Raw genomic sequence first — 25,027 nt, 5'->3', positions numbered from 1 at the left:
GTAAAGCGGTATGGCGGAACCTTATGTCATTGGTAAACGTCGGGGGATACCTACGGTAATTACGGAGCTTCCGGCTTGGGATTCCCTACCTTCCGGCAGATTTCTTCATCTTTTTGCAAAGGTATGATTAATTACCTGAACTTATCCAGGAGTCATGCCGTGGCGCTGTGGATAAGTAAGTCAGGTCGCCCCTAAAGGGCGCGTTATGGAGATAGTGATTCCCTGTAAAGAAAATTGAATAGAGTGACTTAAGTCACAGAAGCCATGGAGAAATATCGTTATGCTCAGTGAAAATACGGGGAACATCGCCCCTGTCAGCCATGAACGAAACGTCAAGATATGGCCCATTGGGCGATGAAGTGTTGGCGTATTTAGGCCATAGCGCTAACTTTCGTAGATAGCGACATCAATCTTCACCTTTGTTTAGAGCCACGCAAGAGAAACCAGGAGTATATCGGGTATGCAAACGATGACGAACACCATGGCAGTTGTGCAAGCCCACGGATCCCTCAACGCCTCTAACGCCCACGACTTTCACCGCAGCTTGGTGGAGCGGATCCAGTGCGACAAATCCGCTGGGCTAGTAGTAGATATGAGCCGGGTCGAATCCCTCGACAGCGCTGGTCTCATTTCCCTGGTGTCTGCCCTCAAGCAGGCCCGTGAGCGCAGCAAGCGCTTTTGCCTTTGCTCGGTGCCTCCCACCATTCGCATCATTTTTGAACTCACCCAGCTGGATCGGGCCTTTGAAATGCTCGAAGATGCCTCCCACGACACCCTGCTAGCGGCCTAGGATTCAGCCAGTGGCCCACCGCCATTCCTTTCTTTAGTCTCCCGTTTCGTCCCCAGTCCCTGCCATGGCCAAGACCGCGACAGGGGCTTTTTGCGAGGAAAGATGCAACGAAAGAGATGACAACGGGGTCGCCAAAGGAGGGGAGCACCCCGCTATAGTAAGAAAGTCTTACTGTGCCGCAATCTGGAGTGCCCGCTGTGCCCGTTGCCGTTGATACCCTGCTTACCCCGGACATTAACAAACCCGCTCGCTACTTGGGCAACGAACTGGGGGCGGTGCATAAACCCTGGGATCAGGCGGCGGTGCGCTGGGTGCTGACCTATCCCGAAATTTACGAGGTCGGTGCCTCCAACCTGGGGCACATTATCCTTTACAGCATTCTCAATACCCAGCCCCGGCAACTGTGTGACCGCGCCTACCTGCCCGCTGCGGATTTGGCCGCGAAGCTGAAAGAAACCGAAACGCCCCTGTTTGCGGTGGAATCTCGGCGCAACCTGACGGATTTTGACATTCTGGGCTTCAGCCTCAGCTACGAGCTGGGGGCGACGAATATTCTCGAAATGCTGTCCCTGGCGGGTGTTCCCCTGACTTGGCGAGAGCGGGACAGTGCGGGAGCGTTTAACACCGAGGACGGCTCCTGGCCGCTGATTTTTGCGGGGGGGCAAACGGCAACTTCCAACCCGGAACCCTACGCCGATTTCTTTGACTTTGTGGCCCTGGGGGATGGTGAAGAACTGCTGCCAGAAATTGGCCTGGTGATCGAAGAAGGCAAGGCGGCGGGCCTCAGTCGGGAGGACTTACTCCTAGATCTAGCCCAGGTGCCGGGGGTCTATGTGCCTCGGTTCTATAACATGGCCGAAGATGGCTCGGTGCATCCCAATCGGCCCGATGTGCCGAAGCGAATTCTGCGGCGGGTGGCTACCCCGATTCCGGCCTACGCCATGGGGTTGGTGCCCTACGTGGAAACCGTCCACGACCGTCTGACCATCGAAATTCGGCGCGGTTGCACGCGGGGCTGTCGGTTCTGCCAGCCGGGGATGCTCACCCGTCCGGCGCGGGATGTGGAGCCGGAGGCGGTGATCGACGCCATCGAAACCGGGATGCGGAAGACGGGCTACAACGAGTTTTCCCTGCTGTCCCTAAGCTGCTCGGACTACCTCGCCCTGCCAGCGGTGGGGGTGGAGGTGAAAAACCGCCTCAAGGATGAGAACATTTCCCTCTCCCTGCCCAGCCAGCGGGTGGATCGCTTTGACGAAAACATCGCCAACATCGTCGGTGGTACGCGCCTGACGGGGCTAACTTTTGCCCCCGAAGCGGGCACCCAGCGGATGCGAGACATCATCAACAAGGGGCTGACCAACGAAGAACTGCTCCAGGGGGTCAAAACCGCCCACGAACAGGGTTGGGACAAGGTGAAGCTCTACTTCATGATCGGCCTTCCCGGCGAAACCGACGCCGACGTGATTGGCATTGCCGAAACGGTGCGCTGGCTGCGGCAAACCTGCTACATCAAGGGTCGCAAGCCGCTGTCCTTTAATATCACCATCTCCAACTTCACCCCCAAACCCCACACGCCCTTCCAGTGGCACACGGTTTCCACAGAAGAATTTAAGCGCAAGCAAGGGCTACTGCGGGCCGAGTTCCACACCATGCGCTGGGCCAAGGTGAACTTTACCGACGTGCGGATCTCAGCGATGGAAGACTTTGTGGGCCGGGGCGACCGCTCCCTCTCTGCCGTGGTGCGCCGCGCCTGGGAACTGGGGGCGGGCATGGATTCCTGGTGGGAAAGCCTGGACAACGCCTTCAACGCCTGGGCGCAGGCCATCGAGGAAGCGGGCCTGACCTGGAAATATCGCCAAATTGCCCAGGGCGAATGGAACGTGATGGCGGCGGAGGGTGAGACTCCCCACGCCAATTTGGACGCTGCTTTGCCCTGGGATCATTTGGATACGGGCATCGACAAAGAATGGCTGAAGCAAGACTTGCTCCGCGCCCTAGAAGCCGCCACCGTGCCGGATTGTTCCTTCGAGGGTTGCTCCCATTGCGGGGTGTGTGGGCCAGACTTTGGCCATAACGTTGTCGTACCGCCGCCGCCGATTCCTGCCTTTGTGGGTCATGGCAAGCCGGATTCGGAGCGGGTGCAACGGCTACGAGTCACCCTGGGCAAACTCGGTACCATGGCGCTGATGGGCCATTTAGACCTAGTGCGCCTGTTTGATCGAGCCCTGCGACGGGCCAGCTTGCCGATTTCCTTCACGGGCGGATTCCACCCCGGCCCAAGGCTTTCCCCCGCCAATGCCCTACCCTTGGGAGCCACCAGCAGCGGCGAAGTGGTGGACTTTGAACTGAAAGCCCCCATGGATCCCCAGGAATTTTTGCAGCGCCTCACCGAGCAGCTGCCGCTGGAAATTCCCCTTTATGGCGTGGAAGAAGTGCCCATCGACAGCCCTGCCGCCACCAAATTGCTGGAGCAGGCGGAATACTACCTGCGGGTGGGCCTAGAAAATCCCGCCGACACCGAGCCCGACTGGCAAGCGTGGGTGAATCAGGTGCTTGGCCAGACGGAAATTCTGTGGGAGAAAACTACGAAATCCGGCAAAATCCAGCAAGTGAACCTGCGGGAACAGCTCTATGACTTGAGCCTCGCTACCGATGACAGTGCCCTATCCGCAGTGCCAGAATTGAAAGTGGAACCTGGTGAAGCCCTCATCCGCGTGGTGGGCAGTTGCCGCAACGATGGGAACTTACTGCGTCCAGAGCAAGTCCTCTGGATGGTGGAACAGGCTGCTGGGCATTCTTTACAGCTTCGCCACAAGCACCGTTCTCACCTTTATTTAGCGGATGGATCAACGCCCTAGGGCAAGAGGCTACCATGAACCCTACGAGTCCAGTTGTGCCAGTGTCACCCCATCCTAGGGGGCCAAAGCGCTGGGGACGGTGGAGTCTGGGAATCGTCCTGGCAGGGTTGAGTGGCCTCGCCCTCGCCCCTGAAGCGGCTTGGGCTAACGATCTGTGCAGCCTCGATCCTGGTAGTCATGCGGCCTTGTCGGGGGCGCTGCCTACCCTGTCTACCAGTTTTGCCCAGGATGTGTGTCAAATCCTGACCATGCCCACCAACAGCCGATCTGAAAGTGAGCGGTTTACAGAACAAATTGAGCCCGGATCGCGCCTGGATCATACCTCTCCCTCGGCGGAAACCATGACCCTGCCTAGCCTTTGGTGGACCAGGGACTCGCTTCCGCCGCAGCTCGGACGCCATCGCTTGGTGGATGCTTGGGTGTCCTACACCATCCACAACTCTGATGTACGGGTGGTGGATGTGATGATCAATAGCCAGTTTTGGCGGGCTTTGTCTATGCCCCAGCGCTACGGTGTGCTCACCCAGTTTGGTAATGCAGCCCAGGAATTTGGCTACCATCTACGGTTTTTTCAAAACAATGGCTACTCTGCCCGCATGATCGGCCTCTACGCCTGTGATACCCATCAGGCCGCGCCGACGCCCCAGTGCCTGGTCACTGTAGAGACCCTTCGCATTGTTCAACTTCAGCAGGCGATGCAGTCTCAGCCATCGAGCCCCATCGCTGACCAACCTGCCGATCCATCGACGCCCCAGGCTGCTATTCCGGTGGCGGCGGAGGTATCCACCGCACCCTAGGCCATCCGTTGCCTGCACCTAATCCTGTCCTGTACGCGATGCCCGTGTCCGACGTCCCCTCACCTAGCGACCCTCCCTCTCCAGCGCTAGGGCCAACCCATCGGCCCCAGCGTTGGCTCGTGCAGGTTTGCCAACATCGCACCTGCCTGCGCCACCAGGGGGCGGCGGTACTGGCGGCATTTCAGGCCCACCGCTCGGCTCACATTCTGGTGACGGCTAGCGGCTGTATGGGGCAGTGCAGCTCAGGGCCAACTGTCCATATTTTGCCCGACGATACCTGGTATTGTCGGTTGCGCCCTGGGGATGTAGACACCATTGTGAGTCAGCACCTGGGCCAAGGGCAGCCCGTGACCGATCACCTCCATTCCCGCTTTCATCCGCCCCCAGAGGACTAGTCATCGTTGGGGAAGCTAATGGTGGCGCTGATCTCGGCCTAGCCACGGCAACAAAGGTTACAAAACACCAGGGTTTACCCCTGCGCCCAGGGGCCAGGGCTAAGATCAAAGAGGTTGCTCAGGGAGGGAAAATGATCAGCCCAACCTTTGGGGCGCTGGCGCAGGGTGCCATTGCCAAGTATTTGAAGCAGGCCACAGGCTATGAAGCAGCGGTGCTAGCAGACACCGACCCCGAAGACCTACACCAAATGCGGGTCGGGCTTCGGCGACTACGCACTGCCCTCCAGGTGTTTGAAGCGGGTATTGATCTACCGAAGGCAGCAAGAGAGCCCAAGGTTGCCAAGATTGGGCGGCGGCTGGGGCAACTGCGAGACCTAGATGTCATTGGTGACACGCTGCGGAACCAGTATCTTCCCCGCCTACCTAAGGGGGAACAGGTTGCCCTACTCGCGGTGATCGATCATTTGGCCCAGGCTCGTCAGCGTGCCTATAGGGACGTGAAGCAACTCCTGACGGGTAAATCCTATCGCACCATAACGCAGGCCCTCCGAGCCTGGGTACAGACGCCCACCTACCGCCCCCTGGGGCAGTGCTCGGCGGCAGCGGTGGTGCCCGATGTGGTGCTGCCGCTCATGGGTGATCTGTGGCTCCATCCCGGCTGGTGGGTGGGAGCCCAAGTGGTGGCCCACCGCCCTACGATCCAGACCCACCTCAGCCTTGCAGCCGCCGATAGCTTAATTGCGGAACAGGGCTATCTCCTCCACAGTCTGCGGAAGCAAATCAAGCGGGTGCGCTACCAACTGCGGGTGGTGGCCCCTCTTTATGGGGATCTCCTGGAGGCTGACCTAGAACGCTTCAGCACTATGCAGGATACCCTGGGGGCTCTCCAGGATAGCGCAGTGCTAGCGCAATTCATTGCCCAAGCCCATGCTGAGGCCAGCCACCCAATGCCTACTCTGAGGAATCTTCTGGCCCAAAGCCGCCATCAGTCTTGGCAACAGTGGCAAATCGATCAAAAGCACTACCTCGATGCCGTCGTTCGTCAAGACTTGCGCCTCACTCTGCTGCAACCAGGCCGCCAGCCCCGGGCCGTCGCCCCAGCAGCTCTCCCCGTGAGGTAAACGCAAGATGCATCGGCTCGTTCTGGGCTCACCATCCTTATCACAATCCTTGGACTGGGCGCTTAGGTATAGATCTGACTGCCAGTTCCCATCCTTTGATAACCACCCAAATTCATGTCCTAACTCCGTGTCCTAACCCCGTGTTCTAGCCCCAATCGGCAGGACGCTGGCCAAGCGTGCCCTCCGTAGGCTGCGTCTCAAGGTAGATTTCCCAAACGTGGTTTCCCCAGGTAGATTGATAGGAGCCATGGGAAATGGTGAAAACATTGCTAGGCTGAAGCATCGCTAGGCCAAGGGAGAACAAGACATGGGTGCAATGGTGTCGGGAGTAACTCCCCTGGAAATGGGCTGGGCAGAGCCCCTAGGGTTGGGGGCCTCTGTCCTAGCCCAGTTGTTTGCAGAACCCGTGACTGACCCCGTAGCCGTCTTTTTGACAATCCTAGCGGTGATGCTGGTTGCGCCGCTGATTGTAGAACGGCTAAAACTACCGGGCATCATCGGCCTAATTTTGGCTGGGGTGGTCATTGGCCCCCACGGGCTCGGCATCCTAGAACGGGACGATACCATCATTCTGCTGGGCACAGTAGGGCTGCTGTTTCTGATGTTTTTGGGTGGCTTAGAAACCAGCCTCGACGACCTCAAAAATGATGCTGACAAACCCATTATTTTTGGCTTTGCTACCTTTACCGTGCCGATGGTGCTGGGCACTATTGTGACGCTAGTCCTAGGCTATGGCTTTTGGGCAGCAGTATTGGTCGCCTCCTGCTTTGCTTCCCACACCCTGGTAGCCCTGCCTGTGCTCAACAAGCTAGGCATTATGCGCCATCCCTCTACCACCGCCACCCTAGGCGCAACTCTCATTACCAACATCCTAGCCCTATTGGTGTTAGCGGTGGTGATCAAGGCAGATGAGGGCGATTTAACCCTAGGATTTTGGCTATTTTTGATTCCAGCCTTGACCATCTATACCGTTGCCGTCCTCTGGGGAGTGCCCAAATTAGGGCGCTGGTTCTTCAAGAAATTTGGCCATGATGAAGGAGCAGAGTTCACCTTTGTTTTAGCAGCGCTCTTTGTAGCCTCCTATCTGGCGAGCCTGATTGAAATTGAGCCGATTGTCGGAGCTTTTTTGGCTGGAGTTGCGATTACCCAAATCATTCCGCGACTCAGTCCACTGATGAATCGGGTGCAGTTTATTGGCAACACCTTATTCGTCCCGATCTTCCTCATTTCTGTGGGAATGCTGGTGGATCCTTTTATTCTGATTCGCCAGCCCGAATCGCTGCTACTGGTCACAATTATTGTCCTAACAGAATTAGTCAGCAAATTTTTGGCGGCTTGGGTATCTGCTCGCTGGTTTGGCTGGCGTTTTCCTAGCACCATGGTGATGTTTGGGCTCTCCATGGCCCAGGCCGCGTCCACCTTGGCGGCTATTACTATTGCGTTTAATATTGGTCTGGTCGATGAGGTAGTGGTCAACGCCATCGTTGTGATGATTCTGGTGAGTTGTGTGTTGTCGCCCTGGGTGGTCGCACGGTGGGGCACTCAATTAGGCAATCCATCCCAGTCTGATCAATCGACTACCCCAAAAATCGGTGAAGCCTCAGAGATTACCCTTGGAAAACGGATTCTGATACCTGTTGCCAACCCCAGCACCGAGGATAACCTGCTGCAACTAGCCATTATTTTGACCAAGCGGGTGAAGGGAACATTGCTGCCCTTACATGTGCTGCCTGACCGCAATCAACCCATTACTGATGCGGCCAAAACCCAGCAGCGGCGGCTGTTAGAAACGGCAGAAACCATTGCCCACGCCGCCGCTATTCCGGTGGAGTCCATTGGCCGCATTGATGACTCGGTAGACTGGGGCATTTTGAGAACCAGCCAAGAGCGCGATGCAGACTTACTCATCTGTGGCTGGAAGGGCTATTCCAACTATCAAGAAAACTTCTTTGGCAGCGTGCTGGATAATATCGTTCGCCTAGCGCAAATTCCAGTCCTCATCAGTCGTTTTCCTCAACCCATTGAAAATACCGAGGAAGTTCTGTTAGCCATTACCGGACAGCAGGAAAACCTAGGCCAGATCAAAGTTACTCTGCAAGTGGCCCAGGCCATCGCTGAGGAGTTGAAAGCCTCCCTCAAAGTGCTCCAGATCACGATTGGGTCAAACCGAGATCGTGAGCTGACCCAGTTTTTAAAAAACCAGGAGGTTGCGGTAGAGCCAGTTCAGGGCAATACCGTGCGCCGCATTTCCGATGTGGTTCAGCCCAATACCCTCCTAATTTTGATTGCCAGCACCTACAACGTTGGGCAACCCGCCATGGGCCGCGAACCCGAAGCGGTTAGTCAGGCCAACTGGGACACCAATATTATGGTGGTCAATTTTCCCTAATCAGCGGCCCTGTCGCACCCATCCAGCCCAGCCGCCGAAGCGCCTACCACCAGGGGCGGTGGCTGGGGCGGCGACCATCCACGGGGAACCCAGACGTGATCTTTCAGCGTGATATTCCCAAACGGGCCTGCTAGGCTGGAATCGGCTTTCTTCCTGTCCTTCTACGGTTTCCTACGACTCCTATGCCGGTGCTTCCCCAGTCCGCCCGTGAACGGTCTTTATCCCCTAGCTCAGCCCCAGCCACCCACGATACCCTAGTGCTGAATGTGCAGGGCATGATGTGTGCGGGCTGTGTGCGCACGGTGGAGAAGCGCCTGACCCAGGTGGAGGGCGTGGTGGCCGCCACGGTAAATCTGGTGACAGAGGTGGCGGTGGTGGAGGCCGAATCGGGACGGCTGACCCCCGCCGACCTAGCAGCGGTGGTGACGGAGGCAGGCTTTCCCACCACCCCCCGCGCCATCGACAGCGATGGCGTCAATGATTTGAAAGCCTGGGTAGACCGCAAGCGAGAGGAACAACGGCAGCAAAGCCAGCGCCTTGCCCTCGCCCTCGGATTGCTGGGCCTTTCTACCCTAGGCCACCTCAAGCATTTCGGCTGGTTCACCGTCCCCATCTTTAGCGATTTGTGGTTCCATGGCCTACTGGCAACGGCAACCCTGATCGGCCCTGCACGAGACATTGTGGTGGACGGCTGGCAGGGGCTGCGGCGGCTGGCCCCCACCATGAACACCCTAGTAGCTCTAGGTAGCGGCAGTGCCTACCTAGCCAGTCTGGCGGCCCTGGCCTTTCCTGGGCTGGGCTGGGAGTGTTTCTTTGATGAGCCCGTCATGCTGCTGAGCTTTATTCTGCTGGGCCGCACCCTCGAACAGCGGGCCAGATTTCGGGCGGCGGATGCCCTGCGGTCGCTGGTGGAGCTTCAGCCCAGTGTGGCTCGCTTAATTGCTGACCCTAGCACCTCGGAGGTGGCCCAAGCGGGGGTAGAAGTTCCGGCTAGCTATGTGCAACCAGGGGAATGGGTGCAGGTGCTACCGGGGGAGAAAATCCCCGCCGATGGGGTAATCGTCGCGGGGCAATCCACCGTAGACGAAGCCATGCTGACTGGGGAATCAATTCCTGTCCTCAAACAACCGGGGGACAGCGTAGCCGCAGGCACCCTCAACCAGACGGGAGCCATTGCCGTTCAGGTGACGGGCACGGGGCAAAACACCCTGCTCGCTCAGATGATTCATCTGGTGGACACGGCTCAAAGCCGCAAGGCCCCCATCCAGCGGTTAGCCGACAACATTTCCGGCTATTTCACCTACGGCGTCCTTTCGTTGGCGGTGTTAACCTTCCTGTTTTGGTACTTCATTGGTCTTCCCCGCTGGCCTGAGGTAATGTCCGCCACCCTCGGCATGGCCGCCATGGATCACGCGATCACCGCCACCTCCTCCACCGTGCTGGTGAGTCTCAAGTTAGCGATTGCGGTGATGGTGGTAGCCTGTCCCTGTGCCTTGGGGTTGGCCACGCCGACGGCCATTTTGGTGGGTGCGGGCCTAGGAGCCGAACGAGGTCTGCTGATTCGCGGCGGCGATAGAATCGAAGCCCTAGGCCAGGTCGATACCGTGGTTTTTGACAAAACTGGAACCCTCACCCTGGGCCAACCTAGGGTCACGGCCATCGAAGCCCTGGTCAGCAGTCGGAGTCCTTCAGATATTCTGCAACTCGCCGCCACCGTGGAAAGCGGCACCCAGCATCCCCTGGCCGTAGCGATTCAAGCGGCGGCCCAAGCCGACGCTTTACCGCTGCTTCCAGCCGATCACTTCATCACCGAACCGGGCCTTGGCGTGGTGGCGACCGTCACCTGGCAAGGCACTCCTACCCCCTGCATTCTTGGCAATCCCACCTGGCTGCAACAGCAGGACATCACGATCCCTGAGTCCGTTCTCGCAGCGGTGGAAGCCTTAGAACAAAACGGCCAAACGGTGGTCTATCTGGGTCTAGGCCAAACCTTGGTGGGCTATCTGGCCATCGCCGACTCCCTGCGTCCCGAAGCCGCTGCCGTAGTACAGCAGTTGCAAGAGCGGGGCCTCGCTGTCTACCTCCTCAGCGGCGACCGATCCGCCGTCGCCCAGGCCATTGCAGCCCAACTGCATCTCCCCGCCGATCAGGTGATGGCAGAAGCCTCGCCCCAGGCCAAAGTAGCCGCCCTCCAAGCGCTTCAAGCCGATGGCCACACCGTTGCTCTGGTGGGAGATGGCCTGAACGATGCGCCTGCCCTCGCCCAGGCCGATGTGGGGGTCAGCCTGCAATCGAGCACCGACATCGCCGTAGACACCGCTGACGTCATTCTGATGGCCAACCACCTCTCTGGCCTGCTGGAAACCCTCGACCTGAGCCGCGCCACCGTCGGCAAAATTCGTCAGAACCTAACCTGGGCTTTTGCCTACAACCTCATCACCATTCCCCTTGCCGCCGGAGTGCTACTTCCCTCCTTTGGCACCAGCCTCAGCCCCGCTGCCGCTGGAGGTCTGATGGCCTTTAGCTCGGTGACGGTGGTGGTTAACTCACTCCTGCTACGACGGTCTTTTCAGCCATCAAGCCGTTCAGGGAAGGGGCTTTAGCCCCCTGCCAATGGCCCAGTTCTAACGGACAAAAGATTCTGCGGCGGGCGCAAAAACCACGCCCCTACAGCCTTGGATTCACCTAGGGGTCAGGGCTCCTGCCCCTTCGACCACGATGGGTTCTCGCAAGTTTTGTTAGTCAACCAGGGCCCAGCCCCAGGGTATTTTTTCTGTTATGAAAAAATAAAAACCTCACCGCAGATTCGGGGTGGGGAGGGGAGAGCTAGATCGAAGTATTCCAGTAAAACCACGAACTTCAGTGCTAAATGTAACGTTTTTTCGTTCATCACCTACAAATCACCATAATCTGCCACGGTTCTTTGTAGGCACGATGGTAAAGCTCTTTTGATTGAAAATAGTTTAAAACTTAGTCAAACAAACGTTAAATGATTCAGGAAAGACCGGGTAATAGAGGTTAGCAGACTTAGGATGGGGATGACATTTCCCCTGTAGGCGTCATATGGACTCCATCCAAACGCAAGTCGTTATCTTGACTGAAAAAGTTGACGAACTGCATCATCTGATTGACCAAGTCAAGGATCAAATCTCTGCCATGTTGGGCTCCTCTCATCCCCCCCTAGATGTCAGGGCTGACCTGAGAGTTGGAGGATCCAGCACCTACGGAATGCCTCGCTATAGTGCCCCGCACAGCCTATCCCGCCCATCCCCAAGCTCAGGGGCTTCTGGGTTAGACGCCGTGTGTGAACACAAAGATGTGCTGGTCGATGGCGACTATCAGCCCTCAGAGCGGCAGACGGTAGACGCCAACCTCTCCCAAGACATCCAGATTCAGCGCCTCACAGCCCAACTCACCGCCGCCTATCACCGCATTGCCGCCCTCGAAGAACAACTGCTGGCCACCCGCGTGATCTAAAGCCTGGGCGTGCTAGTTCCGTCGTTTGCGTCCTGGGAACTGGCTACCGCCGTCGGCATGGGTTCTATGGCCATGGGTTCTATGGCAATGCTGTTGCTGAGGCTCATAAAGCTCATAAAAAAGAGCGCCTAAGAAGACGCTCTGGGGAAATGATCGTTCTAACCCAGGTTTTGTCAGGGCTAGTGGGTTGTTATTAACCTTCCAGGATTACCTTGCCGACCATGCCAGCCCCACGGTGGGGAGCACAGTAGTAGGTGTAGGTGCCAGCGGGCATATCGCTGGTGAAGGTGGTGGCGTAGTTTTCGCCAGGGGCAAAGGTCAGTTGGGTGTGGGACAGGCTATCGGCCAGTTCCTTATCGCCAGGGCTACCAGCATCGTCAAAAATGACGTTGTGGGGGGCCATTTTGTTGTTTACCCAGGTTACGGTGTCACCAGGCTTCACGGTGATGGTGCTGGGTTCAAACACCAGCAGACCCGCATCGTTACCCATTTTCACTTCGTAGTTGGTGGCGGAAGCGGGGGCAGAAATGAGGGTTAGGGCACCCAACACAACGAGAACGGACAGCGCAGCAATGCCCAAGCGTTGGGCGGCACGAAGGATACGATTCATAAACTACCTCTAAGGGCTTATCTCCAGTTCAATCAATGATGCGGCTGAATTTCAGCGCTCTATGGCATCTTACCTGCTAATCCTACCCTCTTGGGTAGCTTCTCAACGCAAACAAGGGGCCGAAACCCCTTGCTTTCTCTTCCCCCGATGGCGGGGCTGCTGGATAACTTAGACCGGGGGAGCCGAGAAACGAGTCTTACCCGCACCCCACATATCGCCGATCACCTTGGGCTGAAGCAGAATGTGGCCCGAAATGGCGACGAGGTCTTCCTCCGTTAGGCTACGCATTTTGGGGAAGATGTCGGCACTCTTTTTGCTGGGGTGAACCTGGGAAATATCGGTCAACCCGTCGTAGGTGGTGGGGGACTTCAGGTAGTCCACCAGGGCTTCAATGTTGTCGCGGGGAGGCAGCGCCCCGGCCAGAGAATCAGGATCCAAGCCCACGGTGGGGTTGGTTTTGGTAATGCCGCCCACATGGCAGGTGCCACAGGCGTAGTTAAACTGGCGGCGGCCACGGGTCACTTGCTCCAGGGAAAGCACAACGGTGTCTCCTTCAGGATTGAGCTGTACCGTGCGGGTGGCCGCATCTAGCTCAGCCGCAACGGCCTCTCCCATCATCAGTTGGCTGACAAAGAAGAGTGCGACCGCAACTAGCCACAGGCATCTCTTCAACATGGTTCTCCTCGAATGTATAGAGTTCAAGTATGGACATCAACACAGCGGACGGCGAAAAAAATTTCCCTCAGTCCATGTAGTAATGACTATCATGCCACCGAAGGGGGCGATTCCCAAGCTTTCTCAGCGATTTCCTAGGGCTAAGGCCAGCCCCCCTAGGGGGAGTTTAGCGGCCCTAGGGATCGGTCACAAGATGGGGGGAAGCGGCGTGGTTGAGGCCGTTGGCCCAGGACGATGACGTCTCGATGGACAGAGCGCTGGGGGTGGGCTGGTGGAGGCGAATCAGTTGGGCCAGGGTGGGCTTCAGTTGGGTGCGGGGCACAATTAGATCCACAAAGCCATGTTCCCGCAGGTATTCGGCAGTTTGGAAATCGTCGGGCAGTTTTTCCCGCAGGGTTTGTTCTACCACCCGGCGTCCGGCAAAGCCAATGGTGGCCTTGGGTTCGGCAATGATGATATCCCCTAGCATAGCAAAGCTGGCAGTGACGCCCCCGGTGGTGGGGTGGGTCAGCACGGGCATGTAGAGCAGATTAGCGGACTGGTGCTGCTGCAAGGCTCCAGAAATTTTGGCCATCTGCATTAGGCTCAGCATCCCCTCCTGCATCCGTGCCCCCCCCGAGGCACAGACAATCACTACGGGGCGGCGTTCCTCGGTGCCGCGCTCAATCATGCGGGTGAGTTTTTCCCCCACCACAGACCCCATGCTGCCGCCCATGAAACGAAAATCCATCACCCCCAACGCCACGGGCAAGCCGTCCAGTTCTCCCAGCCCGGTTTGCACGGCATCAGCCAGTTGGGTTTTGCTTTGGGTTTCGCGGATGCGGTCGCTGTAGCCCTTGCGATCTTTAAAGCCTAGGGGATCCTTGGGCTGGATGTGGCTATCCAACGCCTGCCAGGTGTTGGCGTCGATCAGTTGGCGGATGCGCTCATCGCTGAAAATGCGGTGGTGGTGGCCACATTCTCCACACACCCACTGGTTGGCCCGCAAATCCTTGGTGTAGGTCAGCACGTCGCAGTGCTCACACTTTGTCCACAGACCATCGGCAATCTCGCGCTCTTGGCGATCTTCGCTGATGGGGCCAGACTTACGGCGATTAGCAAACCAGTCAAACAGGGACATGATGGGGGAGGGAGTGGAACAACGAAGATAGAACGCCTATACTATGCTTGTTTAGGACGTACTCTTCATCCTAGCCGTTTTGGTTCGCCTCCGATAGATCGCCTCTAGTGTGGATTCCTCGGTGGGGAAGGCCCCCTAGGCGGCGAAGATCCCAGAGGTCTGTGGTTAATCGGCTGAGCTTGGAGTCAGGGATGGGAAAGAATCCTGGAATTTCGCCCCTAGGCTGCGAGAGAGGCCAGAGTTCTGGGGTTGATCCGATAGGATTTGGGTCAGATCCTGCCGCCAACCCCTGAGATTCTGTTCTTTACCCCCCAGATTGTGAACCTATGCAAACCATCGCCATTGTTGGATTGGGCCTCATTGGTGGCTCCCTCGGCCTCGATTTTTCCCGGCTGGGCTATCGGGTGTTGGGGGTGGCCCGTCGCCCCGAAACGGTAGCCATGGCCCTAAAACGAGGGGTTATCCACCAAGGAAGCACCGATCTGAGTTTGGTCGCCGAAGCCGATGGGGTGTTTCTCTGCACTCCCATCGACAGGGTGATCGAGATTGCCCAACAGGTGGTGCCCCATCTCAAGGCCGAGGCCATTTTGACCGATGTGAGTTCTGTCAAAGGTGCTCTAGTACCAGGCTTAACGGCCCTTTGGCCCCACTTCATCGGCGGGCATCCCATGGCGGGCAAAGCGGAGGCGGGTTTGGCCGTCGCCGAAGCCCATCTGTTTCGGGGGCGTCCCTACGTGCTCACGCCCACAGCGGATACCGTCCCCCAGGATTTAGACGCGATGGCAGGATTAGTCGATCAACTGGAAGCCCGTCGGTATTGCTGCTCACCCCAGGAGCATGATCAAGCCGTGGCCTGGATTTCTCACCTGCCTGTGATGGTCAGCAGTAGCTTAATCCAAGCTTGCCAGCAGGAGCCGAAGCCGGAATTACGCCAATTGGCCCAAGCCCTGGCCAGTTCTGGCTTTTACGACACCAGCCGGGTCGGCGGCGGCGTGCCTGAGTTGGGCACCCTCATGGCCCGCTACAACCGGGAGGCATTACTGTCCTCCATCGCCCTATACCAGCGCCAACTGGGCCAAATTCGCGCCCTCGTTGAGGTAGAAGATTGGGACGGCCTGCATCACTTTCTTGCCCAAACCCAAGCGGCCCGTCCCGCCTATGTGGATGATGCGCTGTAGGGTGCATTCGCCCAGCAATGCACCGCAACCTTACTGATTAGTGGGAGGTGATTAGTAGGAGGTGATCAGCAGTTCGCTAATTTTGCCCCGGCGTTGGGCGTTGGTGTTAATCATCCGACTGGCCTGGATCGAGTGCATCGAAAAGCCCTCGTACAGACTGCGAATAAACTCACAGTCAGAATTTGACAACATCACCCGGACTCCGCGCTCGGCCAGTTGGCGGAACACCTGGGCGAGGCATTCCTGATCGGCAGGGCCAAAGCCGTAGCGGCTGTAGCCAGTGAAATGGCTGGTGGCGCTGATGGGATGGTAGGGCGGGTCGAGGTAGACAAAATCTTGGGGGGTAAGGGGCTGTTGCAGAATCTCGGTGAAGGGGGTCTCCACAATTTGCGCCCGTTGCAGCACCGACGAAGCCGCCCAGAGGAGATCGGGGTCGCAGATGCCTGGATTTTTGTAGCGCCCGACGGGGACGTTGAACTGGCCCTGGGAATTTTCTCGGTAGAGACCGTTGTAGCAGGTTTTGTTGAGGTAAATCAGCCGCGCCGCCCGGTCGAGGGGCAGGGGCAGGTGGTGCTGTTGCCGAATGTGGTAATAGTAGTCGGGACTGTGGTGGCGTTTGTGGTGCTCTAGTTTGGCCATCAGCGCCCTAGGGGCATCGCGCACCCAGCGGTAGACATTGACGAGTTCGGGGTTGATGTCGCCTAGGACGGCCCGCTGCACTCGGTTAGCCAGGTGGAAAAAGACGGCCCCTCCGCCCACAAAGGGTTCGTAATAGGTGTGGCAGGATGTGGGGAAAAAGGGTTCATACTGGCTGAGCAAACGGCCCTTTCCCCCCGCCCACTTTAAAAACGGGCGAGCCACCGGGTTGGACGCCACAACAGTCGCAGCGGTAGTCGGCGTAGGGATGGAGGCAACGGGGACAGCCACAGTAGCTACCTTTGATAGAGGCTCTAGCAGAAATAGATGTCGTTTCGGATCCAGATCGCTTGTATTACTCCCCACTATACCAAAGGGCTTGGAAAAACGCACTTTTTCAAGGCATGTTAAGCATGGGGTGTCGCAAACCGTGGGTTGGGTTGCCCTTCGTCACCCTAATTTCTCGTTATGGGCGCTTTTCTGATGACCTCCTCCTCGGTTTCTGCCAGTCCTAGAGCGACGCTAATTGGGTTCACCGCCATTGGGATGTGGGCCACCCTGGCGCTGTTGACCCAACTCAGCGGCCCCATTCCGCCCTTTCAGCTCACGGCGATGGCCTTTACCCTGGCCTTTGGGGTGGGAGTGCTGCTGTGGTGGCGGGAGGGTGAATCGCCCTGGCGCTACCTGAAGCTGCCCGCTGCGGTGTGGGCGGTGGGGCTATTTGGCCTCTTTGGGTATCACTTTTTCTATTTTTTGGCCCTGCGCCACGCCCCGGCGGTGGAGGCCAGCCTGATTGCCTACCTCTGGCCGCTGCTGATTGTGTTGATGTCGGCCTGGCTGCCCGGTGAGCGACTGCGCTGGTTCCACGGGGCGGGGGCGGCGTTGGGCTTTTTGGGGGCGGGGCTGCTGATTACCCAGGGGCAGGGGTTATCCTTACGGGCGGAATACACCACGGGCTACCTGGCGGCGTTGGTCTGCGCCTTCACCTGGTCGGGCTATTCGGTGCTGTCGCGCTACTTTGGGGCCATTCCTACCCAATCCGTTGGCGGGTTTTGTGGCGTCACGGCGGTTCTGGCCTGGGTGTGTCATGGGCTGACAGAAACCTCGGTGTTGCCCGTGGGGTGGCAATGGCTGGCGGTGTTCGCCCTAGGAATTGGCCCGGTGGGGCTGGCCTTTTTCACCTGGGATTACGGTGTTAAGCAAGGCAACCTACGGACGTTGGGCACCCTCTCCTACCTGGCTCCGCTCCTGTCTACCCTGCTGCTGGTGCTGGCAAGGCAAGCGGATCCCTCCTGGACACTGCTCCTCTCCAGTATCCTGATCGTGGGCGGAGCCTTGCTGGCCTCCGGGACATTGCGCTTCATCAGCCGTGATGCCTAAGCTCCCTTCGGCGGTGGCACAGCCCCTGGCAACCCCAAGCCCCCTAGAACGATTCAAACGCCCCAGACAGAGCTGATTTTGCCCCTGCCTAGGGAGCCTTCGCCACCACTACGGGTGACTGGCTCAGCATCTCCAGCGCTGCCCGATATTGGGGGTCGGCCTCGGTGGCAATGGTGTCGCGGGTGAGGGGCACCCCTTTGACCATGCGGTCAGGGGTAATGCCGAGGCGATTGATGTCGTGGTGGTCAGGGGTTTCGTACTTGGCCACAGTCACAGCTAAGCCCGCCCCATCGGGGAGATCAAACAGCGATTGAATCAGCCCCTTGCCGAAGGTGGTGCTGCCCACCAGTTTGGCGCGGCCATTGTCCTGCAAGGCTCCGGCCAAGATTTCGCTGGCGCTGGCGGTGCCTTCGTTCACGAGCACAACCAAGGGCGCATCGGTGAGGGCATGGCCAAAGGCTTCAAAGCTGTCCAAAATACCCTGGCGGTTGACGGTGTAGACAATGGTGCCCTCCGGTAGCCACAGCCGCGCAATTTCGATGCCCGCCTGGAGCAGCCCACCGGGGTTGTTCCGCAAGTCCAAAATAAAGCCCTCGGCCCCTTGGTCAGTCAGGTCACGAATGGCTCCGGCCACGCTCTCCGCCGCATTGCCGTTGAACTGGCTTAGGCGCATATAGCCGATTGGCTGACCGCCGGGGGTGAAGTCCATCTGGGCATAAACCGGGTTGAGGGTAATCACATCGCGGGTCAGCATCACCTGGCGGGAGGTGGTTTCCGCGTCGCGCCTCACCTCCAGGGTGACGGTGGTGCCGCGCAGCCCCCGCATTTTTGCCGCCGCCTCATCCAAAGAAAGAGCCGTCGTCGTGGTGCCGTCAATGGAAAGGATCAAATCCTTAGGCTGTAGGCCCACCTGTTCGGCGGGTGATCCTTCGATGGGGGCAATCACCCGCAGCCAGCCCGGATCGTCGTCCTTAGTAATTTGCAGGCCCACCCCGGTCAGTTCGCCGGAGGTATTGGTTTGCAGGCTGTGGTACTGATCCGGCGGCAGCAGGCGAGTGTAGGGATCGTCCAAGTTCGCCAGCATTTCGCGGATGGCGTCGTAGGCTTCCTCGTGGGTGGCAAAGTTCCGCTTCAGCGCCCGCTGACGAATAAACCACCAGTTTTGATGGTTAAAGGTCTCATCCACGTAGGCGCGGTTGACGATGCGCCACACCTCCGCTACCAAGTCCTGATCCGACGTCAGGGCCAAGGCGGGCCTTGCCCCCACAGCGCCAAACACCAGCCCAGCGATACACAGTCCCAACACCAACAGCCGTAGCAGTGATCTCATAGTCCTCGCAAACCACGAACAAGATTGTTAAAGGGTCGTCTCACTTATTCACTTATGTAGAGAAGGCTTCCCTTCGTCTTAGATTGGCCCTCTCCCTAAATCCCTCTCCCATGGTGGGAGAGGGACTTTGACTTCCTTCCTGCTCCCCTCTCCTCCTGGGAGAGGGGTTAGGGGTAAGGGCTTCCGAGACTCTGCAACCTACCAAAACATTATTCACCGATCTATATAGTCACCAAGTAACCGGAAATCCCCTAGGTTGGTTGTACCTTACCTTAGGCGCTTCCTATTGTTCATATTGACCGATCTCAGGGAAACCCGCCTAGGGCCTTTGGATTAAGCCTTTGAGAGAGAATGTAACAAAATGTTAAAAAAGTGAAGCCCGCCTCTCATCCAGAACTGGGCAAAAGTGCTGATTTAAGCCGTTTGGGGGCGATCCTGGGGGTATCGTCACCGGAAAAATAGGGTGAAACAACCGGGGCAAGGGTCGTTCTGCCGTTACGGCTATGTTACATTTTTCATTGATGGCAATTATTGATATATAGAGTTTCCCGCTTCATGTTTACCAAGCAAGTTACCGACTCTAAGGCCTATCAGTGGTTCAATGAGCGGCTGGAAATTCAGGCCCTAGCCGACGACATCTCCAGCAAGTACGTGCCTCCCCACGTCAACATCTTCTACTGTCTAGGCGGCATTACCCTCACCTGCTTCCTGATCCAGTTCGCCACTGGGTTCGCCATGACGTTTTACTACAAACCCACGGTAACGGAAGCGTTTAACTCGGTTCAGTACCTGATGACCGACGTCAACTTTGGTTGGCTGATCCGCTCCATCCACCGCTGGTCTGCCAGCATGATGGTGCTGATGATGATCCTCCACGTCTTTCGCGTGTACCTCACGGGCGGCTTCAAAAAGCCCCGCGAGCTCACCTGGGTGACGGGCGTGATTCTGGCCGTCATCACCGTAACCTTCGGTGTGACGGGCTACTCTCTGCCTTGGGACCAAGTGGGATACTGGGCCGTGAAAATCGTGTCCGGCGTTCCTGGTGCGATTCCCGTGGTGGGCGGCACTGTGGTTGAACTGATGCGCGGCGGCGAAGCGGTGGGCCAAGCTACCCTTACCCGCTTCTACAGCCTGCACACCTTCGTTCTACCCTGGGCGATTGCCGTGTTCATGCTGATGCACTTCCTGATGATCCGCAAGCAAGGCATCTCCGGGCCTTTGTAAACGAGGGCTAAGGAGGCTTGGGAACTGGGATGAGTCAACCTATCATGGGTCAACTCATCCCCTTCTATTTAGGCTAGGGGACAGTCCCCGCTGTGTGTGCTGAGGCTTAACCTTACCGACTTTGTTGAGGCACGGCCTCACCAACTTTATTTAAGAGGAGAACATTTGAATGGCAACCATTAAGAAGCCGGATCTCAGCGATCCTAAGCTCAGAGAAATGCTCAAGCAGGGCATGGGCCACAACTACTACGGCGAACCTGCTTGGCCCAACGACCTGCTCTACATCTTCCCCGTGGTGATTCTGGGCTCCATTGCCTGTTGCGTAGCCCTGGCCGTGCTCGATCCTGCCCTAGTGGGTGAGCCCGCCGATCCCTTCGCCACCCCCCTGGAAATTCTGCCGGAGTGGTACCTGTACCCCACCTTCCAAATTCTGCGGATTGTGCCTAACAAGCTGCTGGGTATCGGCGCAATGACCGCTATTCCCCTGGGGCTGATGCTGGTGCCCTTCATCGAGAGCATCAACAAGTTCCAAAATCCCTTCCGCCGTCCTGTGGCCACCACCCTGTTCCTGTTCGGTACCCTAGTGACCCTGTGGCTGGGCATTGGCGCTACCTTCCCCATCCAAGAATCCCTGACCCTGGGCCTGTTCTAGGATCTAATCAGCCAGAAGATATTAGGATTTCCTAATATCCTATCGACTTGCGTAGAACTGTTTCGTTTTACGCAAGTTTTTTGTTGGCAAATAATTGTTCGCTAAACTTATCATAGAACGTATAGAAAACTACAACATTCAATCACCATCGCCCATCAAAGCTGGCTTGCTAAACTCTTGTTCGTGGGGACAGGTAGAAGATGGTCAAAACGGTACGACAGGAACGGCTCAAAGTGACCAGCCAGATTGACCTCGTCAGTCATGTGCAGCGCTGGTTTAACGAGGTTTGCCGAACCCTAGAAGACGATTGTGCGTGGGTGACGCACTACACCGACCGCTTGGGTTTAGCCCTCACCGAAGGCTTTACCAACGCCGTTCGCCATGCCCATGCCCATCTTCCCCCCGATACGGCCATCAATATCGACGTTGACCTCGCGAACGATTGCGTCGAGATTCGGATCTGGGATCACGGGCAGCCCTTCAATCCCGACCTTTTGCCAGAGCCACAACCTGGAGAACTGTTAGATAATGGGGGCTATGGCTGGTTCCTGCTGCGTCGATTGGCCGACCGAGTCACCTATCAACGCCTCCAAGATGGGCGGAACTGCCTCTCCATTGTGAAGTACGGCGTCTGCACCCTAGGCTAGCCGCGCCCTTCCCGGCAACCATAGCCCGTCTTCATGCCCACCGTTATCAAGGAATCATGCCGTGAGCCAACCCGGATTTCGCCAAATCCAGTTCAACCTATCGGGCCTGGGCTGCTGGCTCACCCTGCTGGGCTTCCTTTGGCTGCTGGGGGCGGTGGGGCTAGGGTGGATTGTGAAGTCCCTAGCGGTGATTGTGGTATTGATTTTGCTGATCCCCGTCTTTGCCTTTGTGGGTGCGCGGTTTTGGCTCAAGCGTAATCTGATCCAGGCCGATTGCCCGGTCTGTACTACCCCCCTCACGGGCCTTAAGGACGCGGCTACCCAGTGTCCCAACTGCGGCACCCTGCTCACCACGACCGCCAAGGGCTTCCAGCGGCCAGCAGAGGAAGGCACCATCGACATCACAGCCGTGGATGTGGTGGATATTACAGCGGACACCCTTACCCTAGACGTTCCCCCCACCCTGCCAGAGGGCCAGCAGGACTGAGATTTGCCTCCTGCCCCCTCCAGGTTCTATCGCCCTGATTCCCAAGCGGCGCAGCCTACTCAGCCTTTCTGGGATTGGCTTGGAGGGCAGGCCAAGGTTAGTCCTGGCTGATGGCAAGTTGGTAGGTGGTCGTAACGGGATTGGCGTTGCCAACATAGAAGGTGTAGCGCCCTCGGTTGAGCAGCCCCGGCGCATTCACAGTCCCGGATGGGCCGCTGGTGGTGTGGCACTCGCTAAAGCCCTCTGGCCCTTCGATGAAGAGGGTGAGACCAGGGCTACCGCTGACAGCGATATTGACCGCCGTAAAGTCTTCGCGCACATCCAGCACTTGAGCGGCCCCAGGGGCACGAAGGCCACAGGCAGAGGGTTGGCTTGGCGTGACCGATCCCTGGGCCTGAACGGTCTGGGTAAGGGGGGTGCGGGCCACAGACTGAGCCAGGGCCGTGCCCCCTAGGAAGGACAGAGCCAACGCCACAACGGAAAGAGTGAGGGTTTGACGCATTGTTTTCATCACCGCACGGCCTCCTTGGCCCGAAAAGGGGGCAGCGCCTAGCGTTGTAGACGGCTGGGACGCTGGGTTACTTATCTCTATGGTAGGCAGTCTCGACAGTGACCAGCATCGATCTATGCCAGTTTGCAGAGTGCCTTGAATCCATCGGTTGGGCAACAGCCAAGGGATAGACGGTTGGCTGACCCGCAGGTTCCCCAAAGGTTCCCCAAAGTTCTGTGCTCAGAACGGGAATTGAGTGCTAAAACATAAAGCACCATCGCCTTACCTCAACCTTGGCAGCGTGACGTCTAGGCGCGATTGCTAGGCGCGATTGCCCTGTCTCTTGGGAGTGCCTCGGATGGCGAATGGCCCTCAGGAATCTCCGTTCCTCGCCTGGGTGCAGGGGTGGGGCTGTATTGGTAATGCTGTGTTGGTAATGCTGAATTGGTAACGGTGGATCATGGCGCAGACTTCCCATCCCCAATCCATGGCAACCCCCGTATCGGCGGATCGGGTGAAGGGGGTGCTGTCTAATCGCCACAGCTTGGCCCTGCGGCGGCTTTTGGCCTGGGGGCTGGAGGTCGGTTTTTTGGTGGGGGCGGCGGCGGTGCCCTGGGGGTTGGGTGAAGGGATACGTCAACGGGTCGAGGCTGATCTGGTGCCCCTAAACCCAGTGTCGCAGATTGTGCAGGGGGGGGTAGCGCGCACCCTAGGACAACCCCGTTCTAGCCTCATTCAGGAGGTGCCCGTCACCACCAATTTGCTGTGGTTCAGCGGTGTGCTGCTGCCCATGGGTCTGCTAGGAGTCCACCTTCACCAGGTGGCCAAAACGGGCAAAAGTTGGCCGAAAGCTTGGCTGGGGCTGCAAGTAGTGACGCTAGAGAATGGGATGCCCGGTTATCGGGCCGCGTTCCTACGCGAAGGGGGAGGCAAAATCGGGGCTCCGTTGGGGGCGGCCTACCTGGTGTGGCTGGGCAGCGGCGCGTTGTTGACAGGCATGACAGGCGGCAGCACGGTACTGGCCTGCGCCTTGGTGTTGGGGGCCACGGGGTTAACGAACCAGTCTCGCCGTGCCCTCCACGACTATTGGGCGGGGACTAAGGTGCTGCTGCTGCGGGGGGGACGGTTGCCCGTTAGGCATCCTGTCCACCATGGCGAAGTTAAAACTGCCACGGTAGACCTAGCCCCCGACGGCACGGTCTCCCCCCTGGGGACGCAAACGGCCCTTGTGCGGCCCACGGTGGCCACAGCGGCCCATCGGCTGTTTCCCTTTGCCCAGGCCCAATTGCTCACCATGACCCAGGAGGAGGGCGGCCTGCGGGCGATTGTGATTTCCCCCTTGGAGGAGACCCAGCCCCAGCGGTGGTGGCAGCGGTTGTCCTGGGGGTCGATGGCCCTTGGGGTAGCGGGGGTTACGTTGGCCTTGGCCCTGGGCCATGGTCTGCGGCGACAGGCCTTGGTGGGCACTGCCCTATCCGCCCCTGCCGGGGGGAGCGACGATTTGTTCCTGGCCCTGGTAGAGAACCTCAGCCTGAGAGCCAATACCTTTCGGGATCAGCAGGCCGCTGCCCTGGCCCTAGCCAGCAGCCAAGATCCGAGAGCCATCACGCTGCTGGTAGATCTCCTGGCTCAAACGGGGGATCCGGCCCTGCTGGATACGATTCAGCAGGCGCTTGTTACCCTGGGGCCACCAGCCCTACCCCATCTCCAACGCCTCAACCTGGCCTTGGCCAACGATATCGTTGCCCTGGCCCCCGATCAACGCCTGATTGCCCAACTGCGTCAGCGCACCGTGAAGCGCACCCTAGCCAAAATTTTGGTGCTCCACAGCGGCCAGCTCCAGGGGGTTGATCTCAGCGGCACCAACTTGGCCCAGGTAGCAGAAGGCCCCGATGCCTTTACCCTAGTGCTAGAGCAACAGAACCTCGCCGGAATTCGCTGGAACCAGGCCGTGCTGTCTGGGGCGCGGCTACGCAAGGTCATTTTGTTTGATCCAGGCCCCGATGGTCGTCCTGATACCTTCGACGACTGGATTTCTGACCTCAGCCAATCCGACCTGACGGAGGCCAGCTTGGTTGCCGCCCAACTGCGCCACACCCTGTTTCACAATGCCAGCCTGCTGCGGGCCAACCTCAGCAACGCCCAAGCCCAGTATGCCGACTTCTCTGGGGCTAACGCCAGCAGCGCCCTGTTCATCGCTGCCGAGGCTGACCAGGCCCGCTTCCGGGGCACCAGTTTGTCCGGGGCCGACTTTACCGAAGCTCAACTCACCCAGGCCGACTTCACCGAAGCCCGCCTGCGGGAAGCCACCCTGGCCGGGGCCAATCTCACCCAGGCCATCCTGTCCCGCGCCGACCTCAATGCCGCCGACCTGCGAGCAAGCACCCTCACCGGAGCCAACCTAGCCGAGGCCGATCTCCGCAACAGTCGCCTCACCCAGGCTCACCTAGAAAATGCCAATCTCCAAAACGCCAATCTCCAAAACGCCAACCTTCAAGATACGGTGCTGACCGGGGCCAATTTGGCCGGGGCCAATTTGCAAGGCGCAGTTTTCTTTACGGCCACGGCTCCCCCTAGCAGCGGGTTTATTGCCACCCTCGCCGAGCCAGAAACCGGAAATGCCCTAGCTGGGGTGGACTTTTCTAGGGCGAAAAACCTAGATCCCGATCAGCTTGGCTACATTTGCCAGCAGGGGGGCACCCATCCCCAATGTGGCCCCTAACTCGCCTCGGTCTGGGGCCGTTGATCGGGCTAAGATTCCCTGGCTCTGC

At 58.3% G+C, this 25,027-nt stretch carries 21 protein-coding genes; 15 read left to right on the top strand and 6 right to left on the bottom strand.

Annotated elements, in window-relative coordinates:
* Positions 1 to 481 precede the first annotated feature (481 nt).
* The 8 genes from GFS31_RS02610 to GFS31_RS02575 all read left to right on the top strand — a co-directional run bounded on the left by GFS31_RS02610 (position 482) and on the right by GFS31_RS02575 (position 11,827).
* Positions 482 to 790, top strand: coding sequence for an STAS domain-containing protein (locus GFS31_RS02610; protein WP_198806738.1), 309 nt, complete (start codon positions 482 to 484; stop codon positions 788 to 790).
* 197 nt (positions 791 to 987) lie between these two features.
* Positions 988 to 3,648, top strand: a complete 2,661-nt coding sequence (locus GFS31_RS02605; RefSeq protein ID WP_198806737.1) for a TIGR03960 family B12-binding radical SAM protein — start codon at positions 988 to 990, stop codon at positions 3,646 to 3,648.
* 35 nt (positions 3,649 to 3,683) lie between these two features.
* Positions 3,684 to 4,445, top strand: coding sequence for a hypothetical protein (locus tag GFS31_RS02600; RefSeq protein WP_198806736.1), 762 nt, complete (start codon positions 3,684 to 3,686; stop codon positions 4,443 to 4,445).
* 38 nt (positions 4,446 to 4,483) lie between these two features.
* A complete protein-coding gene (locus GFS31_RS02595) occupies positions 4,484 to 4,840 on the top strand; it encodes a (2Fe-2S) ferredoxin domain-containing protein (RefSeq protein ID WP_225907541.1) in 357 nt (118 codons plus the stop codon).
* A gap of 131 nt (positions 4,841 to 4,971) precedes the next feature.
* Complete coding sequence (locus tag GFS31_RS02590) at positions 4,972 to 5,961, top strand: CHAD domain-containing protein (RefSeq protein ID WP_198806735.1); 990 nt, start codon at positions 4,972 to 4,974, stop codon at positions 5,959 to 5,961.
* Positions 5,962 to 6,268: 307 nt separating this feature from the next.
* The gene (locus GFS31_RS02585) at positions 6,269 to 8,350 is read left to right on the top strand and encodes a cation:proton antiporter (RefSeq protein WP_263974887.1); all 2,082 of its coding nucleotides are present in this window, start codon (positions 6,269 to 6,271) and stop codon (positions 8,348 to 8,350) included.
* A 182-nt stretch (positions 8,351 to 8,532) separates the two neighbouring features.
* Positions 8,533 to 10,953 (top strand): heavy metal translocating P-type ATPase, encoded by a 2,421-nt coding sequence (locus GFS31_RS02580; RefSeq protein WP_198806734.1) that lies wholly within the window; start codon positions 8,533 to 8,535, stop codon positions 10,951 to 10,953.
* A gap of 697 nt (positions 10,954 to 11,650) precedes the next feature.
* A complete protein-coding gene (locus GFS31_RS02575) occupies positions 11,651 to 11,827 on the top strand; it encodes a hypothetical protein (protein ID WP_198806733.1) in 177 nt (58 codons plus the stop codon).
* Between the two features lie 193 nt (positions 11,828 to 12,020).
* Here the strand turns inward: GFS31_RS02575 and petE are convergent, their stop codons facing one another.
* The 3 genes from petE to accD form a co-directional block, all read right to left on the bottom strand.
* On the bottom strand, positions 12,021 to 12,437 hold the full coding sequence (petE, locus tag GFS31_RS02570) for a plastocyanin (RefSeq protein ID WP_198806732.1): 417 nt from the start codon (positions 12,435 to 12,437) through the stop codon (positions 12,021 to 12,023).
* 168 nt (positions 12,438 to 12,605) lie between these two features.
* Complete coding sequence (gene psbV / locus GFS31_RS02565) at positions 12,606 to 13,112, bottom strand: photosystem II cytochrome c-550 (RefSeq protein WP_198806731.1); 507 nt, start codon at positions 13,110 to 13,112, stop codon at positions 12,606 to 12,608.
* A 175-nt stretch (positions 13,113 to 13,287) separates the two neighbouring features.
* Complete coding sequence (accD, locus tag GFS31_RS02560) at positions 13,288 to 14,232, bottom strand: acetyl-CoA carboxylase, carboxyltransferase subunit beta (protein ID WP_198806730.1); 945 nt, start codon at positions 14,230 to 14,232, stop codon at positions 13,288 to 13,290.
* A 326-nt stretch (positions 14,233 to 14,558) separates the two neighbouring features.
* Here accD and GFS31_RS02555 point away from each other — a divergent pair, with 326 nt between their 5' ends.
* Positions 14,559 to 15,410, top strand: a complete 852-nt coding sequence (locus GFS31_RS02555) for a prephenate/arogenate dehydrogenase (RefSeq protein WP_198806729.1) — start codon at positions 14,559 to 14,561, stop codon at positions 15,408 to 15,410.
* Between the two features lie 51 nt (positions 15,411 to 15,461).
* Here the strand turns inward: GFS31_RS02555 and GFS31_RS02550 are convergent, their stop codons facing one another.
* Positions 15,462 to 16,337 carry a DNA adenine methylase gene (locus GFS31_RS02550; protein WP_263974886.1) on the bottom strand — a complete coding sequence of 292 codons (876 nt, stop codon included), beginning with the start codon at positions 16,335 to 16,337 and terminating at the stop codon, positions 15,462 to 15,464.
* A 177-nt stretch (positions 16,338 to 16,514) separates the two neighbouring features.
* Between GFS31_RS02550 and GFS31_RS02545 the strand changes: the two genes are divergently transcribed.
* Positions 16,515 to 17,426, top strand: coding sequence for a DMT family transporter (locus tag GFS31_RS02545; protein WP_225907540.1), 912 nt, complete (start codon positions 16,515 to 16,517; stop codon positions 17,424 to 17,426).
* An 88-nt stretch (positions 17,427 to 17,514) separates the two neighbouring features.
* Here GFS31_RS02545 and ctpA read toward each other — a convergent pair whose 3' ends face one another.
* The gene (gene ctpA, locus GFS31_RS02540; RefSeq protein ID WP_198806728.1) at positions 17,515 to 18,756 is read right to left on the bottom strand and encodes a carboxyl-terminal processing protease CtpA; all 1,242 of its coding nucleotides are present in this window, start codon (positions 18,754 to 18,756) and stop codon (positions 17,515 to 17,517) included.
* 555 nt (positions 18,757 to 19,311) lie between these two features.
* On the opposite strand from ctpA, the gene petB reads away from it, so the two are divergent.
* From petB to GFS31_RS02520, 4 genes are all read left to right on the top strand, one after another.
* On the top strand, positions 19,312 to 19,980 hold the full coding sequence (gene petB, locus GFS31_RS02535) for a cytochrome b6 (protein ID WP_190494024.1): 669 nt from the start codon (positions 19,312 to 19,314) through the stop codon (positions 19,978 to 19,980).
* A gap of 169 nt (positions 19,981 to 20,149) precedes the next feature.
* Entirely contained in the window at positions 20,150 to 20,632 is a 483-nt protein-coding gene (gene petD, locus GFS31_RS02530) for a cytochrome b6-f complex subunit IV (RefSeq protein WP_198806727.1), read from the top strand.
* Positions 20,633 to 20,832: 200 nt separating this feature from the next.
* Positions 20,833 to 21,279 (top strand): ATP-binding protein, encoded by a 447-nt coding sequence (locus GFS31_RS02525; RefSeq protein WP_198806726.1) that lies wholly within the window; start codon positions 20,833 to 20,835, stop codon positions 21,277 to 21,279.
* Positions 21,280 to 21,340: 61 nt separating this feature from the next.
* Positions 21,341 to 21,766, top strand: coding sequence for a hypothetical protein (locus GFS31_RS02520; protein ID WP_198806725.1), 426 nt, complete (start codon positions 21,341 to 21,343; stop codon positions 21,764 to 21,766).
* Positions 21,767 to 21,863: 97 nt separating this feature from the next.
* On the opposite strand, the gene GFS31_RS02515 is transcribed toward GFS31_RS02520, so the two are convergent.
* The gene (locus GFS31_RS02515; RefSeq protein WP_198806724.1) at positions 21,864 to 22,277 is read right to left on the bottom strand and encodes a hypothetical protein; all 414 of its coding nucleotides are present in this window, start codon (positions 22,275 to 22,277) and stop codon (positions 21,864 to 21,866) included.
* 439 nt (positions 22,278 to 22,716) lie between these two features.
* Here GFS31_RS02515 and GFS31_RS02510 point away from each other — a divergent pair, with 439 nt between their 5' ends.
* The gene (locus GFS31_RS02510; protein ID WP_198806723.1) at positions 22,717 to 24,978 is read left to right on the top strand and encodes a pentapeptide repeat-containing protein; all 2,262 of its coding nucleotides are present in this window, start codon (positions 22,717 to 22,719) and stop codon (positions 24,976 to 24,978) included.
* The last annotated feature ends 49 nt before the right edge of the window (positions 24,979 to 25,027 follow it).

Source organism: Leptolyngbya sp. BL0902, assembly GCF_016403105.1.
Taxonomy (GTDB): Bacteria; Cyanobacteriota; Cyanobacteriia; order Phormidesmidales; family Phormidesmidaceae; genus Nodosilinea.
Note: the sequence above shows the minus strand (reverse complement) of the source record. Positions and strands in the feature narration are given on the sequence as shown.